This is a genomic window from Deltaproteobacteria bacterium PRO3, assembly GCA_030263375.1.
Taxonomy (GTDB): domain Bacteria; phylum UBA10199; class UBA10199; order DSSB01; family DSSB01; genus DSSB01.
This window is the reverse complement of the sequence record SZOV01000008.1, coordinates 41693-57013: the sequence shown is the minus strand read 5'-3', so window position 1 is coordinate 57013 and position 15321 is coordinate 41693. Positions and strand designations below refer to the sequence as shown.

13 protein-coding genes and 2 tRNA genes are annotated in these 15321 nt (G+C 64.8%); 8 read left to right on the top strand and 7 right to left on the bottom strand.

Annotation, left to right across the window (positions count from 1 at the left end; translation table 11 throughout):
* The 3 genes from FBR05_02935 to FBR05_02925 all read right to left on the bottom strand — a co-directional run.
* A partial coding sequence (locus FBR05_02935) for an ATP-dependent helicase (protein MDL1871139.1) occupies positions 1-2621 on the bottom strand: 2621 nt, incomplete at its 3' end.
* Positions 2599-5172, bottom strand: coding sequence for a hypothetical protein (locus FBR05_02930; protein MDL1871138.1), 2574 nt, complete (start codon positions 5170-5172; stop codon positions 2599-2601). The genes FBR05_02930 and FBR05_02935, both read right to left, overlap by 23 nt.
* A 4-nt stretch (positions 5173-5176) precedes the next feature.
* Complete coding sequence (locus tag FBR05_02925; GenBank protein ID MDL1871137.1) at positions 5177-6058, bottom strand: glycosyltransferase family 2 protein; 882 nt, start codon at positions 6056-6058, stop codon at positions 5177-5179.
* Between the two features lie 78 nt (positions 6059-6136).
* On the opposite strand from FBR05_02925, the gene FBR05_02920 reads away from it, so the two are divergent.
* The 3 genes from FBR05_02920 (at position 6137) to FBR05_02910 (ending at position 7477) form a co-directional block, all read left to right on the top strand.
* Complete coding sequence (locus FBR05_02920) at positions 6137-7168, top strand: hypothetical protein (protein MDL1871136.1); 1032 nt, start codon at positions 6137-6139, stop codon at positions 7166-7168.
* Positions 7169-7218: 50 nt separating this feature from the next.
* Positions 7219-7293, top strand: a tRNA-Cys gene (locus tag FBR05_02915).
* 98 nt (positions 7294-7391) lie between these two features.
* Positions 7392-7477, top strand: a tRNA-Leu gene (locus FBR05_02910).
* Between the two features lie 10 nt (positions 7478-7487).
* Here FBR05_02910 and FBR05_02905 read toward each other — a convergent pair.
* Positions 7488-8033, bottom strand: coding sequence for a hypothetical protein (locus tag FBR05_02905; protein ID MDL1871135.1), 546 nt, complete (start codon positions 8031-8033; stop codon positions 7488-7490).
* Between the two features lie 206 nt (positions 8034-8239).
* On the opposite strand from FBR05_02905, the gene hpt reads away from it, so the two are divergent.
* Genes hpt through FBR05_02880 form a run of 5 tightly spaced genes read left to right on the top strand, consistent with a single transcriptional unit; the run spans position 8240 to position 11734 of the window.
* Entirely contained in the window at positions 8240-8767 is a 528-nt protein-coding gene (hpt, locus tag FBR05_02900) for a hypoxanthine phosphoribosyltransferase (protein ID MDL1871134.1), read from the top strand.
* 37 nt (positions 8768-8804) lie between these two features.
* Entirely contained in the window at positions 8805-10583 is a 1779-nt protein-coding gene (locus FBR05_02895; GenBank protein ID MDL1871133.1) for a long-chain fatty acid--CoA ligase, read from the top strand.
* 30 nt (positions 10584-10613) lie between these two features.
* Positions 10614-10994, top strand: coding sequence for a hypothetical protein (locus tag FBR05_02890; GenBank protein MDL1871132.1), 381 nt, complete (start codon positions 10614-10616; stop codon positions 10992-10994).
* A 12-nt stretch (positions 10995-11006) separates the two neighbouring features.
* On the top strand, positions 11007-11390 hold the full coding sequence (locus tag FBR05_02885) for a DUF2752 domain-containing protein (protein MDL1871131.1): 384 nt from the start codon (positions 11007-11009) through the stop codon (positions 11388-11390).
* A 17-nt stretch (positions 11391-11407) separates the two neighbouring features.
* Entirely contained in the window at positions 11408-11734 is a 327-nt protein-coding gene (locus FBR05_02880; GenBank protein MDL1871130.1) for an SCP2 sterol-binding domain-containing protein, read from the top strand.
* Between the two features lie 135 nt (positions 11735-11869).
* Here FBR05_02880 and FBR05_02875 read toward each other — a convergent pair whose 3' ends face one another.
* Genes FBR05_02875 through FBR05_02865 form a run of 3 tightly spaced genes read right to left on the bottom strand, consistent with a single transcriptional unit; the run spans position 11870 to position 15243 of the window.
* Positions 11870-12658: a succinate dehydrogenase/fumarate reductase iron-sulfur subunit gene (locus FBR05_02875; protein ID MDL1871129.1), complete on the bottom strand. Its 789-nt coding sequence runs from the start codon at positions 12656-12658 to the stop codon at positions 11870-11872.
* The gene (locus FBR05_02870; protein MDL1871128.1) at positions 12659-14572 is read right to left on the bottom strand and encodes a fumarate reductase/succinate dehydrogenase flavoprotein subunit; all 1914 of its coding nucleotides are present in this window, start codon (positions 14570-14572) and stop codon (positions 12659-12661) included. It lies immediately after the preceding gene.
* Positions 14569-15243 carry a succinate dehydrogenase cytochrome b subunit gene (locus FBR05_02865; protein MDL1871127.1) on the bottom strand — a complete coding sequence of 225 codons (675 nt, stop codon included), beginning with the start codon at positions 15241-15243 and terminating at the stop codon, positions 14569-14571. Before FBR05_02865 ends, FBR05_02870 begins: the two co-directional genes overlap by 4 nt.
* Positions 15244-15321: the final 78 nt, after the last annotated feature.

The window sequence follows — 15321 nt, the reverse complement described above, 5'->3', positions numbered from 1 at the left end:
AGAAAGGGAAGCTCGCTGTAGTCCTCGAGGGCGCCGCGCAAGGTCGCGGCGGCGGGCCCGGCGAGGTAGGAGTCGAGGCTGGTGACGAGGGTTTCGGTCAATTCGGGGTCTCCCTCGCGGCCCAGCGCGGCGAGCAGGCGTGCGACGATTTCCCGGGTGCCGGTTCCAGGCGCGGCATGCAGCGCGTTCAAGGCGGCGTGCAGCAGGGTGCCGATCTCGGTGGCACCGGCAACGTCGCTCAAGTCGGCGGGGTTCGTGGGGACCTGACGCGCGTAGGCGAAGTGATGTTTGAGCGGGCAGGCGAGGTAGGTCTCCAGCTCGGAGACGCGGGTCTCGCGAAGCCTCGGGGCGGGCTGGAAGGCGGGCTCTTCGGGCGCCGGGGTGACGGCCAGGGGCGCCGCGACAAGCCCCGGCCCCGGCGGCAGCGGCCCCTTCCAGGCCTCGGCGGAGTCGCCCAGGCATTCCAAGAGCAAGTCCTGAAGCGATCCGGCGCGGGCTCCTTCCGGATTCATCGTCACGAAGAGCCGGTTCTCCGCGCGCGTCGTCGCGACGTAGAGCAGGCGCTTGGATTCCTCGCGGTCCTCCTCCCGGTGATGGGACTCGATCGCGTCGTAGCGCTCGGTCTTGCGCTTCTTCGTCCCCGCGTCCGGAAGCTTCAGGGCCAGGGAACCGCCGACCCGCTGGAGCAGGGGGTAGTCGACGTGCGTCCGGCGGTTGGCCCCGATCAGGAAGACGGTGTCGAATTGCAGCCCCTTGGCCGCGTGGATGGTCATCAATTGGACGCTGTCCCGCGAGGCGACCAAGTCGCCCAGCGGGGTCTTGTTGGGCTGGAGGGCCGAAACCTCCCGCAAGATCCGCGCCGCGTCGGCCAGCCGCAGCGGGGCGTGGTCCTCCTCGAGGGCCCGCAGCCAATCCAGCCACTGCTCGATCGCGAGCAGGGCCTGGGGCCCGCCGCCGGCCGCCGCGTAGAGATCGCCCAAATCCTCCCTTCGCAGCCAGTCCTCGACCAGCCGATGGGCCGAACGGGTCTCGGCCAAGGCGAGCAGGCGCCTAAGCCGCGCCAGGGCCCAGGCCGCCTTGGCGGCCTCCTGCGGAAATTCTCGCTCCAGGGTCTCGAGGGCCTCGGGCTCCTGCAGGCGCTCCCAAAGGCCGCGCTCCGGATCGCGCCGGCAGAGGAAGAAGAGGGCGGCGTCGGAGAGGAGGAAGAGCGGCGAGCGCAGGACGCCGACCAGCGAGAGGTCGTCCGCGGGATCGGCGAGGAAATAGACGAGGCGGTGCAGGTCGAGGATCTCCTGGCGCTCGAAAAGGTTCTGTCCGCCGCGGACGCTGTAGGGGATGCCGCGGGCCTGGAGCTCGCGGATCAAGGGCCCGGCGGAAGAGCTGGCGCGGTAGAGGACGGCGATTCGGTCGAGCGGCAGCTCCCCGCGCCGCGAGGCGACGGCCTCGGCGACGCATCGGGCCTCCGCCGCGGCATAGCTCTCGGCCCCTTCGCCGTCCCCCTGCGGCCGAATCTCGACCAGTCGGGCGAGGCTCTCGGCGGAAGAGGGGCGTTGGGCGACGGAGTCCCGCGCCTCGGGAAAGGCGCCGCGCGAGAAGGCGTTGACCAACCCGAGTACCTCGGGCGTCGAGCGGAAGTTGACGACAAAGTCGAATTTCTCGCCGCCGCCGGCCAGGATCTCCGCCTCGGTCTTCTGCAAAAGGTTTCGGTCCACGTCGCGGAAGCGGTAGATCGACTGCTTGGGGTCGCCGACGCAGAAGAGGCGCAACCGCTTCCCCGCCGCGCGTCCCTGGGCGCGCAGCGCCTCGATGAGGCGGATTTGGATCGGCGCGGTGTCCTGGAATTCGTCGACGAGGATGTGCGCGACCGGTTGGAGGAATTGTTTCAGCGTCTCGGGCGGCCGCTGGAGCAATTCGAGGGCGCGGCGCTCCATGTCGGCGAAGCTCATCCAGCCCAGGGCGCGCTTCTGCGCCTGGATCTCCTCCCAGAGGGGCCCGCCCAGCCGCTCCACCGCCTCCAGCAGGAGCCGCTCTTCCTCCTCCGGCGGCGGCAGGGGCAGGCCTTCCTCGGGCTCCATCGGAAGGAAGGCGAGGTAGCGCTCGAGGATCAAGCCCAGGTCGCGGATCCCGAAGCGCCGGAGCAGCCGGAGGGCGTCGGGGTCCTCGGCCTCGAAGCGCCGCCGCAGGTAGGCGCGGAGGACGGATTCTTGCAGGGCGGATTCGAGGGCCTCGTCGACGATCTTGACGGCGGCGCGCTCGCCGGCGCTGCGCGAGGCCTCGATGATCCGCAGGCAGTATTGATGGATGGTCCCGATCGGCCCGTTGAGGATCTTCGCGCGGTAGTCGCGCAGCACCTCGTCGGGCAGCCCGGCGAAGCCGGGGTGCGTGCGCAGCCGCGCGACGATGCGCTCTTTCAATTCGTTCGCCGCCTTTTCGGTGAAGGTGAAGGCGACGACCTGGGCCGGCTCGAGGCCGGCCTCCAGCAGGGCGAAGTAGTGCTCGACCAGCAGGTAGGTCTTGCCGGCGCCGGCGTTGGCGACGATGATCGCGTCGCGGTCCAGCAAGCCGACGGCGCGGGCCAGCAGGGCCTCGTGCCCGTCTTCAGTTTCTCGGTTTGTCGTCATAGCGGCAGATCTCGCGGTATTCGCAGCGGGGCCCCAGGCATTGGGCCGGCGTCAGGGAAAAATCCCCGCGCAGGATCCTTTGCAGGATATCGATCGCGGCGGTCTCCAGCCGCGCCTCCAAGGCCTCGAAGTCCTCGTCCTTCAAAAAGCTCTTCGCCTGGGCGGTCGGTTTCTTTTTCAAGTAGTCCTGGATCGCCTCCCGCCTCGCCATACCCTGGTCTTTTTTCGTCTCCTTGAGATCCCAATAGAGCCCGCCGAGGGCCTCGGCCCGCGGGTAGAGCAGGCGGCGCACCGCCCGCAGGTAGATCCAGAGCTGCAGGCTGAGCCCTTCCCGGATCTCGCGGGCCAAGTCGGAGGTCTTCGAGGTCTTGTAATCGATGAGCAGAAACCGGCTCTCATCCTCGCTGACGTCGATGCGGTCGACGGCGCCGGTCAAGGGCAGGGAAGGGCCGCCGGGCAGATCGAGGGTCAGCGGCGGCCGGCCGCCGCGCCCGAAGCCCCATTCCAGGTGGCGGGGGATGAGGCGCGCGGGGGCCTCGCTCCAGGCCGCCTGCTCTTGCTCAAGCAGGGCCTGCGCCGTGCCGCGCAGCCGTTCGAGTTGGTCGGTGAGCAGGACCCGGGGGACGCGGGAGGCCTCGGCCAGGGCCGCGTCGCGCAGTCGGGCGAAGGCGGTCTCCAGCGCGGCCCGGGTGTCCTCGGGCGTGGGAAAATTTCCGCGGCTGAAAAAATTCTCGATCAAGCGGGCGAAGCTCTCCTCGAGGAGGCGGTGGCTCAGGCTGCCGCGGCGCCTCGGGTCGATCTCGAGGTCTTCCTCCGGCTCTTCCTTCAATTGCAAAAAACGCTTGGCGAAAAAACGCCAGGGGCATTTGGCAAAATCGTCGAGATAGGTGGCGCTGAGCGGCCGGCGCAGCAGCTCGTCGAGAATAGTCCCCCCGAGCGGGAGGGAGCTCAAGCGGCCCGAGTCCAGGCCGGGCTCGGCCCCGCGGTGCCGGCGCGCCTCGCGGGCGGCGTTTTCCGCGAAGTAAGGGTGCCGGCCCTCGCGCCGCGGCGCGAGTTCGACCTCCGGTTCCCGCCAGGTCGCCGCGTCCAGATCGGCCAGGAGCGGCGAGGGGGGCAGCGCGCGGCCGGAGAGCGAGAGCTGCGCGTAGCTGAGCGTCGCCTCCTCCTCCGCCAAGTGCAGCAGTTGGCGGAAGGCGAGGCCCTCCTCGTGCAAGGTGAAGAAGCGCAGGCTTTCTTCTTCGAAAAAGGCGGGCGAAGGAGGAGAAGGATACGAACCCTCGTTCATCCCCGCTACGGCAATATGTCGCCGCCGGGCGAGACCGGGGCGCTCGAGGCGGCGCAGCGGCAGGCGCTGCGCGGCGCCGGCGGGAGCGGCGAGGCGGAGCTCGAGCAGGTCTTCCTTCAACTCCGCCAGCCAGGCGGCGCGCGGGCGCGCCTCGGGGGCCGGTGCCTCGGCCCTCGCGCAGTCCAGGAGCCAGCGGCGCGCGGCATCGAGGTAGCGCAGCGAGTCGAAATCGGCGTTCGCCGCCAAGGTCTCCTGCAGGGATTGAAAGACGGGGGCGGCGTCCGCCGCCAAAGACGAGAAGGGAATCGGCGCTTCCGAAGCTAAGTCCCCGGCCAAGCCGGCCAGGATCCGGGCGGGCAGCTGCGTGGCGGTGGAGCTCACCGCGAGCTCGGCCTCGAGCAGGGGCCCCACCGGGCTGAAGGCCGGCGTCCAGATCCCCTCGCGCGCCTCGCGCAGGACGCCGCGGGCCTCGTGCAGCGGCGTGGCGTAGGGCCGGATCTCCAGGCGCGGCGGGCGCGGCATCGGGAGGCTCTCGCCGTCTTCGGCCAGGGACTGCAAGCGTTGCAGCCAGGGTTCGAGCCGGCGATCGGCGTCGACGAACTGCTCCGGCGGCGGGAGGAAGAGGTGGATTTCCATGCGCGGGTAGGCACGCAACAAGGCCTCGATCGGATTGAGCAGGGCGACCTCGGGAAAGCGGAAGCCCAGAAACCAGCACTCTTGGACGAGCTCGAGACCCGAGGCGCGGCTTCTTCCCAACAGCCCCCAGGCCTCGGCCATCTGCCGCTCGGCGGTCCAGGCGCCGAAGTCCTCCGCGAGTATTTTTTGGAATTCGCCGTCGACCCGCTGTCCCAATCCCGCGCGGCCCCTTGTCCGTAGGTCGGCTAGGCGGCGCAGGTCTTGGAGCTCGCGCAGGCACTTCTGCAGCGAGGCGCCGTCCAAATTCCAGTCCGGCTTCAGCCGCGCGAGGGCGCGCCGCAGGGCCCGGCGTTGGACCGGCAACGTCGCCAAAGGCCTGGGCGCCGGGTGCTCCAGCAGGAGCGTCTGCGCGAGGGAGTGGAGGGTGAGCAGGCTCTTGCCGATCAGGACGCCGCCCAAGGCCTCGCGGCTCAAAAACCGTTCTTCGAGGTCCTGGCGGCTCTCGGCGTCGGGCGTGACGATGCGGAAGCTGTCGCGCAGCTTGAAGTCGATGTGGCGGCGGATCAGGGGCGCGAGGATCTCGTCGAGATAAGGGGCGACGGAGGGGACGTAGCGCAGGCGCAGCGGCACGCCGTCAGCCCCTTTCGACGGGGGGCAGGGGGGTTTTCCCCGGCCCTTGGCGGGAGACCAGCGCGACGGTGTCGGCGAGCAGGCCGAAGAAAAAGACCACCATCGCCGCGAGCCAGAGGAGGACCGTGGTGTCCCCGATGTTGCGGTGCCAAATATCGTAGACGCTGAAGGGGATCGCCACCGCCGCCAAGGCCAGGCTGGAAGGAATGAAGATCTTGAGCGGGGCGAAGAGGGCGATCATCCGGACGATCAGCAGCATGGTGCGGAAGAAGTCGCGGAAGGAGACGCGGCTCTTTCCGGTGGTGCGGCTCTTGAGGCCGACGGGCAGATAGCGCACCTGATAGCCGCTGCGCATTACCGCGAGGGTAATGGTAGTGGTGAGCGAGAAGCCGTTGGGCAACAGGTGCAAAAACTGCATCGCGAGCTCGCGCGGCAGGGCGCGCAGGCCGCAATTGAGGTCGGGGATCTCGTGGCCGACCAGGTAATTGGCGACGCGGTAGAGAAACCACTTCCCCGAGCGCCGGCTCAAAGCCCCCGAGCCCTTGGGGCGTTCACCGACCGCCATGTCGCAGTCCTTCAGGGCTTCGACCAATCGGCCGATGTCCTCGGGATGGAATTGATCGTCGGCGTCGAAGAAGACCACGGTCTCGTGGCGGGCGTGGCGGATCCCCGTCTTGAGGGCTCCGCCGTAGCCGAGGTTGTAGGCGTGCCGGACGACCTCGGCGCCGGCGGCCTTCGCGAGCTCGGCGGTACGGTCTTTAGAAGCGTCGTCGATGACCAAAATTTCGTCGTGGGGCCGAAGCGCCTTGAGCTGCCGGACGACCGATTCGATGGCGGCCTCTTCGTTGAAGGCGGGAACCAGGATGCTGACAGGATTTGCCGACATGGAGGCCTGGTTCTACACCCTCCCGGAAACGATGGCAAGTTCTTGACTCCCTTACGTTTCACCCCTAGAAAACCCCGGATGCGGAAAGTCCTCATAGCTTTGGGCCTGGCCCTTCTTGCCGCGGCGGGAGGCCCGGCGCGGGCCGACGCGCCCGGCGCGAAGTCCGCGGAGAGCGTCCCCGCCTTGCCCCCCGAAAGTGCGCCGGCGCCCGCGGGGCCCTACGGCAGCATCGTCTTTTTCCCGGCCAGCGAGAGCCGTCCCTCCGACGAGCGCTTTCGGGTGCAGGCCGGGCAGGAGATCCCCGTCTGCGTGAGACTTTCCGCCCAGGCCTCGGCCTATCTGGAAAAGCTGAGCGCGAAGGCGATCGGCTTCCTCCTGATCCTCGAGGACAGCTCCGAGCCGCCCAAGCGCCTCTCCATCGCCCTGGGCAATCGCCTGCAGCGCCTCAAACCCGACGCCTCCGGCTGCTTCGGCGGGGAGTGGAAGCTGCCCGAGACGGTGCAGCCGGGCGTATACCAGGTCGCGGACTTGTTTTGGGCGACGAGCGACGAGAGCTTCTACTCGCTGCGCAATTATCTCTACGAATTCCAAAGGGTCGAGGAGTTGGAGGTTCAGAATCCGCGGATCGACGGGGAGGCCCCCAAGCTGAGCCGGATCGTGACCTATAAGCGTCCGCCCTATAAAGCGCAGTTTTATTCCGGAGTGCTGAGGATCCGCTTCGAGCAGGGCTTCGAATTCGAGGACAAGGTCGCCGGCCTCGAGAAAAACTCGCTGCGCGTCTTTTACCGGGTGGAGGTGGACGGGACGACGGTCGACCTCCTCGAGGCCAAGTGCAAGCCGGTGCCGCAGAGCAAACGCCTGCGCTGTATGATGGACATCGCCAATCCCAATATCCTTTGGGGCCTCAACAAGGTGACCTTGCACCTCGAGAGCCTTTCGATCCGGGACAAGGCCGGCAACGCCCTTTCCCTGAAGGGGGCGGAGGCCATCCTGGCGCAGGCGCCGGGCTCGACGGTGACCGTCGAATTTTCCCGCGGTAAGAAGTGGCCGAAAAAGCCGGAACTCGATTTCGAAAAGGATCCCAACGTACCGCCCAAGGCGAATTTTTAGGTTGTTTTCCGCAGGGCGAAACAGTAAGTGCTGTCGCGATTTTACAATCCGGCCAGGTAGCCAAGTGGTAAGGCAGAGGTCTGCAAAACCTCTACACGGGGGTTCGATTCCCCCCCTGGCCTCTATTCGCTCGCTCGAAGTAAATTCGAGCGGGCTAAAGCTCAGGGGGCGGATTCCATCCTCCCCCTTCAACCCCCATCGGTTGGGGTATATTTTCATTAAAGCCCGGGTGGCGGAATTGGTAGACGCACAGGACTTAAAATCCTGAGGTCCGAAAGGGCCGTGCCGGTTCGATTCCGGCCCCGGGCATATTGTCCAGCTAATCCCCGCAGGCCAGCCAAGCGAAAAATTCCGCCTGCTGCGGCGCCAGCGCGGCGGCGATCACGCCGTTGTTTCGCTTCCACTGACAATAATAGGTCTTTATCTCGGCGAGAGACCCCGGCGAGAGCCCGGGGCGACCGGCCACCCAGGCCTCCAGGCCGCCCTTGGCCGCGTCCCCCGTTTTAACGATGGCGAGCTCCCCTCCGCTTAGCGGCCTATGGCCCTGGATCCCCAACTCTTCCAAACGCATTCCCAGCATCTCGATCCGGGGCTCCGGCGAGGGAAGCCGCAGATCCGCGACCGCCTTGGCCCAGGGCGCGGCGACTCGAACCCCGTCGGCCAGGCGCGGATCCGTCGCCTGCGCGTAGAGGTAATAGCAGACCTTTCCCGAGCCTTGGGCGGGCCAAGCGCAGGGCAGGGGAGGGCTGGATTGGAAGTTCCAGAACCGCGGTTCTCCGGAAGGAAGAGCCGGCGGGGCGACTGTGCGCCACTCTTTCGCCGCCAGGGCGTTGACCTTTTCGGATAGAGAGGTGCTCTGAGCCATCACGACCCCCGCAAAACCCGCCAGGGAACAGAGGAGGGCCAAAAGACCCCGGACTGCCGGTGGAGAGAGGCCTCCTGAAAATAATCCGCGAAAAGACACGGCTTCCTTGTCCGTCTTTTACCCTTCCGATTCAAGCTATTTTCCCGATTTATTAAAATAGGAATTGAAGAAATCTTTGACTCGAGGCAAATCTTTCCAAAGGACCTATGCCGCCAACATCCGAAGATATCCTGCTCAGCGAAGACGAGATCGCCGCCGGGGTCGCCCGCCTCGCCGAGGCGATCAATCGGGACTACCAGGGGAAAGAGCTGGTCGTCATCGGCGTCTTGAAGGGGGCCGTCTTGTTCATGGCCGACCTGATCCGCCGGCTGCGGATGCCCTTGCGTTGCGACTTTCTGCGCATCTCCAGCTACACCCGGGAGGGGACCTCGGGCGACCTGCGCCTCGAGTTTGACCTCACTCAGCCCATCGCGGGGCAGCACGTCCTGGTCCTGGAGGACGTCGTCGACACCGGCAAGACCCTCCAGTTCATCCTGCCTCACCTGCTGAGCAAGGGGGCGGCCTCGGTGCGCTTCTGCAGCCTACTCAAGAAACGCGGCTCGCCCTCCGGGCTGGCTTTGGATTACCTTGGATTTGAGGTCCCCGACGACTATGTGATCGGATATGGCATGGACCTCGACGGCCTCTACCGAAACCTCCCCTGGATCGAGCGCCGGCGGTCGACAAAACCCTAGACAAGACAGGGGCTTGTCTTTATAAACCGAGGGGAATATGAAACCCGAGAATATCCTTAGATTATTCCAGGACACCGCGGAGCGTCGAGGCGAGGAGGCCTGTCTCCGCTTCAAACAGGGCGGCATCTGGCGCTCGCTCAGCTGGACGCAGACCCTCGCTCAAATCAAGCACCTGTCGGAAGGGCTCAAAAAGCTGGGCATCCAAAGCGGCGACCGGGTGGCGCTGCTCTCCAACACCCGCTACGAATGGACCCTGCTCGACATGTCCATCCTCTCGCTGGGCGCGGTGACGGTTCCCATCTATCACAGCTCGGTCTCCGAAGAGATCCAACACATCCTCAACGACAGCGGCGCCAAGGCCGTCTTCGCCGAAAATTCCACGCAGCTCGAGAAGGTCCTCAAGGTGAAGGCCAACCTCCACAACGGCCTCCAAAAAATAATTTTGCTCGACGGGAAGGTGATGGGCGACGGCCTCATGACCTTCGACGAGTTCAAGGCCCTGGCCGAGGGCGTCGAGAGCGACTTCGGCGTGCGCATTCGTCAGATCGAGCTCGACCAGCTGGCCACCCTGGTCTACACCTCCGGTACGACCGGCCCCCCCAAGGGCGTCATGCTCACCCACGGCAATATCGCCTACGAGGTGGACGCGGCCGAGAAATCCTTCCCGATCGACCCCAACGACGTGAGCCTGATGTTTCTGCCCTTGGCGCACATCCTCGCGAGGGTCATTCAATTCTTCCAGCTGAAGGTCGGCTTCACACACGCCTACGCCGAGAGCATCGAGAAGCTCCTCGAGGACATCGGCGAGATCAAGCCGCACTTCATGGTCAGCGTGCCGCGCATCTTCGAGAAGATCTACACGAAGGTGATGAACGACGTCGAAAGCGGCTCCGGCTTCAAGCGCAATATCTTCTATTGGGCGCTCGAGGTCGGCAAAGAGCGCTCCGATTACGTGCTCAAAGGAAAACCGCTGCCCTCGGGGCTGAAGCTGCGCTATTCCGTGGCCAGCAAGCTCGTCTTCTCCAAGCTGCACAAAAAGCTGGGCGGGCGAATTCGATTCTTCGTCTCGGGCGGCGCGCCGCTTTCCAAGGACATCGCCGAGTTTTTCCACGCGGCGGACATCCTCATCCTCGAGGGCTACGGCCTCACCGAGACCACCGCGGCGGTCAATCTCAATCTGCCCAACCTGATGCGCTTCGGCTTCGTCGGCAAGCCGCTCCCATATATCGAAGAAAAGATCGCCCCCGACGGCGAGATCCTGGTGCGCGGGCCGATGATCTTCAAGGGCTATTGGAACAACCCCAAGGCGACGGCCGAGGCCCTCGAGCCGGACGGCTGGTTCCACACCGGCGACATCGGCGAGTTTGACGAGCAGGGGATGCTGCGCATCACCGACCGCAAGAAAGACATCATCGTCACGGCTGGCGGCAAAAACGTCGCCCCGCAAAACATCGAAAACCTCATGAAGAGCAAGCCCATCTTCAGCCAGGTGGTGGTGCACGGCGACCGCCGCAAGTACCTGACGGCCGTCGTGACGCTCAACCCCGACGAAGTGAAGGCCAAGGCCAAGGAGATGGGCATCCCCTTCGAAAATTATTCGCAACTGGTCCAAGAACCCAAGATCTACGACTGGGTGAAGAAGGTCGTCGACGAGATCAACCACGAGCTGCCCAAGTACGAAACCATCAAGCGTTTCGCCATCCTCGACAAGGACTTCTCCATCGAGACCGGCGAGCTGACCCCGACCCTCAAGGTCAAGCGCAAGGTGATCAACGAGCGTTACCGCGACCTGTTCGACAGCCTGTACAGCGACTGAGCGATTTTATCCCAAACATAGGAGGAAACCGTGGAACAACAAGCCCAACCTCAAAACACCGGCGGAAGCTCGGGCGGCAGCGGATTGGCGCCCAACATCGCGTCGATGCTCTGCTACCTTTGCACCTTCGTGACCGGGATCATCTTCCTGATCATCGAGAAGGACAACAAGGACATCAAGTTCCACGCCTGGCAGGCGATCTTCCTGGGCGGCGCATATTTCGCCTCCTGGATCGTGTTCATGGTCCTGGCCTTCATCCCCTATGTCGGCATCGTCAGCGGCATCCTGAGCATCGTGGTCTATATCGGCCTCTTCGTCATCTGGCTGATCGCGATGATCAAGGCCTACCAGGGCCAGCGCTGGCTGATCCCGGTCATCGGACCGATGGCCGAGCAGCAGGCCAACAAGTAATTTGAGCCATCCATGAGAGGTCTCGGGGCGATAGCTTTCGTCGCGCTCTTGTTTGCGGGCGCGGCGCTGGTACCCTTGGCTTGGATCGAGGGGCTGCCGCTCTGCATGATCCGCGAGGCCACCGGCTGGGATTGCCCCGGCTGCGGCTTAAGCCGGGCCTTTCTGGAGATGTTTCATGGTCACTGGCGCCAAGTCTTTCAGCTGAACGCCCTGGCGCCGGTGATCGCCCTATATTTGGCCGTCTTGGCCGCGGATCGGTTTTACACCGCCCGGGCCGGCCGCCGGCCCCTCTGGTACAGCGCCGGGGGCAGCCGTTGGATCAGCTCTTTGTTTGGAGTCCTGGCTTTGGGACAATGGCTCTATAAATCCGGACTTCACTTGGTAAAAATACTCTAACGATTGAAGGAGACGAAATGTCGACCCCGAAAGAAATCTTCGAGCAAAAAATTCCCGAAAAACTGAAGGCCAACGAGGCCAAGATCGCCGGCAACACCGCGATCTACGAGTTCAACATCACGGGCGACGGCGGCGGGGTCTGGTCGATCGACCTCTCCGGGCCCGACAAGAAGGTCGTGGCCGGCTCCACCGGCAACGCCAAGTGCACCGTGACGGTGGCGGCGGCCGATTTCTCCGACATCATCGATGGCAAGCTCAATCCCCAGATGGCGTTCATGACCGGCAAGCTGAAGGTGGGCGGAGACATGGGCCTGGCCTTGAAGCTGGGAGCCATCCTCGGCTAGATATCAAATTTTGCGGATTTCTAAGGGAACCTTCGGGTTCCCTTTTTTTTACCTCGAATTTCGAAATTCGAATTTCGAATGCGGTCCGCTGCCCGAAATTCGCATGCGAAATTGGAAATTGGAGGAGGGGAGGGCTCAACCCTCGCCTTCCGAGGCCTTGGCCTCCTCGGCGTAGACGAAGCTGGACTTGAGATACTCCCGGTTGAGCTTGGCGATCGTCGTGATCTTGATGCCGGCGGGGCAGGCCGCCTCGCACTCGTAGGTGTTGGTGCAGCCGCCGAAGCCCTCGGCGTCCATCTGGGCGACCATGGCCTGGGCGCGCTTGTAGCGCTCGGGCTGGCCTTGCGGGAGCTCGGCGAAGTGGGTCACCTTGGCGGCCACGAAGAGCATGGCCGAGGCGTTCTTGCAGGAGGCCACGCAGGCCCCGCAGCCGATGCAGGCGGCGGCGTCCATGGCGCGGTCGGCGCTCTCTTTGCCCACCAGGATGCAGTTGGCGTCCTGGGCGTTGCCGACGTTCACCGAGGCATAGCCGCCGGCGGAGATGATGCGGTCGAAGGCCGTCCTATCGACGACGAGGTCCCTGAGGATGGGGAAGGCCTTGGCCCGCCAGGGCTCGATGACGATGGTGTCGCCGTCCTTGAAACGCCGCATGTGCAGCTGGCAGGTGGTGGTCTCGCGGTCCGGTCCGTGGGCCTGGCCATTGATCATCAGGCTGCACATGCCGCAGATGCCCTCGCGGCAGTCGTGGTCGAAGGCCACCGGCTCCTCTCCTTTCTTCAAAAGCTCTTCGTTGAGGACGTCGAGCATTTCGAGGAAGGAGGCGTCGGTGGAAACTCCCTGCACGGGATAGGTCACCAGCCGTCCCTGGGCCTGCGGGCCCTTTTGGCGCCAGATCTTCAAGGTGAGGTTTAATTTCTTTTCCATTTATTTATAACTCCGTTGAGTCAGGTGGATCGACTCGAAGGCCAGCGGTTCCTTGTGCAGGACCGGCTCCTTGTCGTCGCCCTGGTGCTGCCAGGCCGAGACGTAGAGGTAGTTCTCGTCGTCGCGCTTGGCCTCGTTCTCCTCGGTTTGGCTTTCCTCGCGGAAGTGGCCGCCGCAGGATTCGCGGCGATTGAGGGCATCGCGGCACATCAGCTCGCCCAGCTCGATGAAGTCGGCCACACGGCCGGCCTGCTCGAGGCTTTGGTTCAGCTCGGCGTTGCCGCCCGGGATCTTGACGTTGCTCCAAAATTCTTCGCGCAGGGCGCGGATCTTGGCGATGGCTTCTTTAAGTCCGGCCTCGCTGCGCGACATACCGCACTTGTCCCACATGATGCGGCCCAGCTCGCGGTGGAAGCTGTCGACGCTGCGATTGCCGTTGATCTTCAATAACCGCTCGACGCGACCCTTGGCGGCATGCAGGGCCTCCTCGAACTCTGGGCCGTCGGTCGAGACCTTGGGGAGCTTGCGCCCGGCCAAGTGATGCCCGACCGTGTAGGGCGCGATGAAATAGCCGTCGGCCAATCCCTGCATCAGGGCGCTGGCGCCCAGGCGGTTGGCGCCGTGGTCCGAGAAATTGGCCTCGCCCAGGACGAAGAGGCCGGGGATGGTGCTCTCCAGATGATAGTCCACCCAAAGCCCACCCATCGTGTAGTGGGGGGCGGGGTAGATCTTCATTGGCGTGTGGTAGGGATTTTCGCCGGTGATCTTCTCGTACATGTGGAAGAGGTTGCCGTACTTCTGCCGGATCACCTCGCGGCCGTCGCGCTTGATCGCGTCGGCGAAGTCCAGATAGACCGCCTGCCCGGTCTCGCCGACCCCGCGGCCCTCGTCGCAGACCGCCTTGGCGTTGCGGCTCGCCACGTCGCGGGGCACCATGTTGCCGTAAGTCGGGTACTTGCGTTCGAGGTAGTAGTCGCGCTCGTCCTCGGGGATGCCTTCGGGCCGGCGCTTGTCGCCCTTCTGCTTGGGCACCCAGACGCGCCCGTCGTTGCGCAGGCTCTCGCTCATTAGGGTCAGCTTCGACTGGTAGTCGCCGTGCTGGGGGATGCTGGTCGGGTGGATCTGCGTGAAGCAGGGGTTGCCGAAGTAGGCGCCGCGCTTGTAGGCCCGCCAGATCGCGGTGGCGTTGCAGCCCTTGGCGTTGGTCGACAGGTAGAAGACGTTGCTGTAGCCGCCCGTGCAGAGCAGGACGGCGTGGGCGGCGTGCTTTTCAAAATTACCGTTGGTGAGGTCCCGTGCGATGACGCCCCGGGCCACGCCGTCGACCAAGACCAAGTCCAGCATCTCGTGGCGCGAATACAGCTTGACCTTGCCGCGCTCGACCTGGCGCATCAGGCTGGAGTAGGCGCCCAACAGGAGCTGTTGCCCCGTCTGGCCGCGGGCGTAGAAGGTGCGCGAGACGAGGACGCCGCCGAAGGTGCGGTTGGCCAGGGTGCCGCCGTATTCGCGCGCGAAGGGCACGCCCTGGGCGACGCACTGGTCGATGATGTTGGCGCTGACCTCGGCCAAGCGGTAGACGTTGGCCTCGCGGGCGCGGAAATCGCCGCCCTTGACGGTGTCGTAGAAGAGACGGCCGACGCTGTCCCCGTCGTTTTGGTAGTTTTTGGCGGCGTTGATCCCGCCCTGGGCGGCGATGCTGTGGGCGCGGCGCGGGCTGTCTTGAAAGCAGAAGACCTTGACGTTGTAGCCCAACTCGCCCAACGAGGCGGCGGCCGAGGCCCCGGCCAAGCCGCTGCCGATCACGATGATGTCGTACTTGCGCTTGTTGGTGGGGCTCACCAGCTTCAGCTCGTTCTTGCACTTGGTCCATTTCTCGCTGAGCGGACCGCTGGGGACGCGGGCGTCGAGGCTCATAGCTGCACTCCGTATTTCTTAAGCATGGCCCAAACCGGGAAGGAGGCGAAGCCCAGGGCGAGGACGACCGCCAAGACGACGCCGACTTTTTTGATCAGCGGGGTGTATTTGGGGTGGTTCCAACCGAAGGTCTGGAAGACGCTCTGAAAGCCGTGGAGCAGGTGCCAGCCCAGGAAGAGGCTGCCGACGAAGTAGACGCCGGCCGAGACGGGGTCTTGCAGCAGCCGCAGGGCCTTGGCGAAAGGCTCTTCGCCGTCAGGGCCCGGGTTGCGCAGGTGAAAGCGAAAGTCGGCCAGGTGCAGGAGGATGAAGCCCAGGAGGATGGCGCCGGAGACAAACATCAGCGCGGAGGGCGTGGCCGCCGTGCGATCCTGTTTGGAGCGGCGCATCTGGTAGCCCTCGGGGCGCGCCGCACGGTTTTCGCGGGTGATGCCGACGGCGATGAGGATGTGGGCCAGGAAGAGGGCCAGCAGGCCGAGCTCGGCGACCAGGACGAGGCCGGGCTTGGAATGCAGGGCGTGGGCGTAGTTATTGTAGTCTTCGATTCCGACGTAGAGGAGGAGATTGCCGGCGAGGTGGACGATCACGAAGCCGATGAGCAGGAGCCCCGTCAGGCCCATCACGAATTTCCGGCCGATCGAGGAGCCCAGGGCCTTTATAAGCCAATTCAAAAGATACTCCTTTCCCAACGAAACGCAGCCTGCCCATAGCGCAGGAGTATTGGAAAAAACAAATAAAATTTCACCGCT

Coding starts and splice junctions, on each gene's coding strand:
- FBR05_02925 (MDL1871137.1), bottom strand. CDS start 6,058: ATGTCGGCAAATCCTGTCAGCATCCTGGTTCCCGCCTTCAACGAAGAG.
- FBR05_02920 (MDL1871136.1), top strand. CDS start 6,137: ATGCGGAAAGTCCTCATAGCTTTGGGCCTGGCCCTTCTTGCCGCGGCG.
- FBR05_02905 (MDL1871135.1), bottom strand. CDS start 8,033: ATGGCTCAGAGCACCTCTCTATCCGAAAAGGTCAACGCCCTGGCGGCG.
- hpt (MDL1871134.1), top strand. CDS start 8,240: ATGCCGCCAACATCCGAAGATATCCTGCTCAGCGAAGACGAGATCGCC.
- FBR05_02895 (MDL1871133.1), top strand. CDS start 8,805: ATGAAACCCGAGAATATCCTTAGATTATTCCAGGACACCGCGGAGCGT.
- FBR05_02885 (MDL1871131.1), top strand. CDS start 11,007: ATGAGAGGTCTCGGGGCGATAGCTTTCGTCGCGCTCTTGTTTGCGGGC.
- FBR05_02880 (MDL1871130.1), top strand. CDS start 11,408: ATGTCGACCCCGAAAGAAATCTTCGAGCAAAAAATTCCCGAAAAACTG.
- FBR05_02875 (MDL1871129.1), bottom strand. CDS start 12,658: ATGGAAAAGAAATTAAACCTCACCTTGAAGATCTGGCGCCAAAAGGGC.
- FBR05_02870 (MDL1871128.1), bottom strand. CDS start 14,572: ATGAGCCTCGACGCCCGCGTCCCCAGCGGTCCGCTCAGCGAGAAATGG.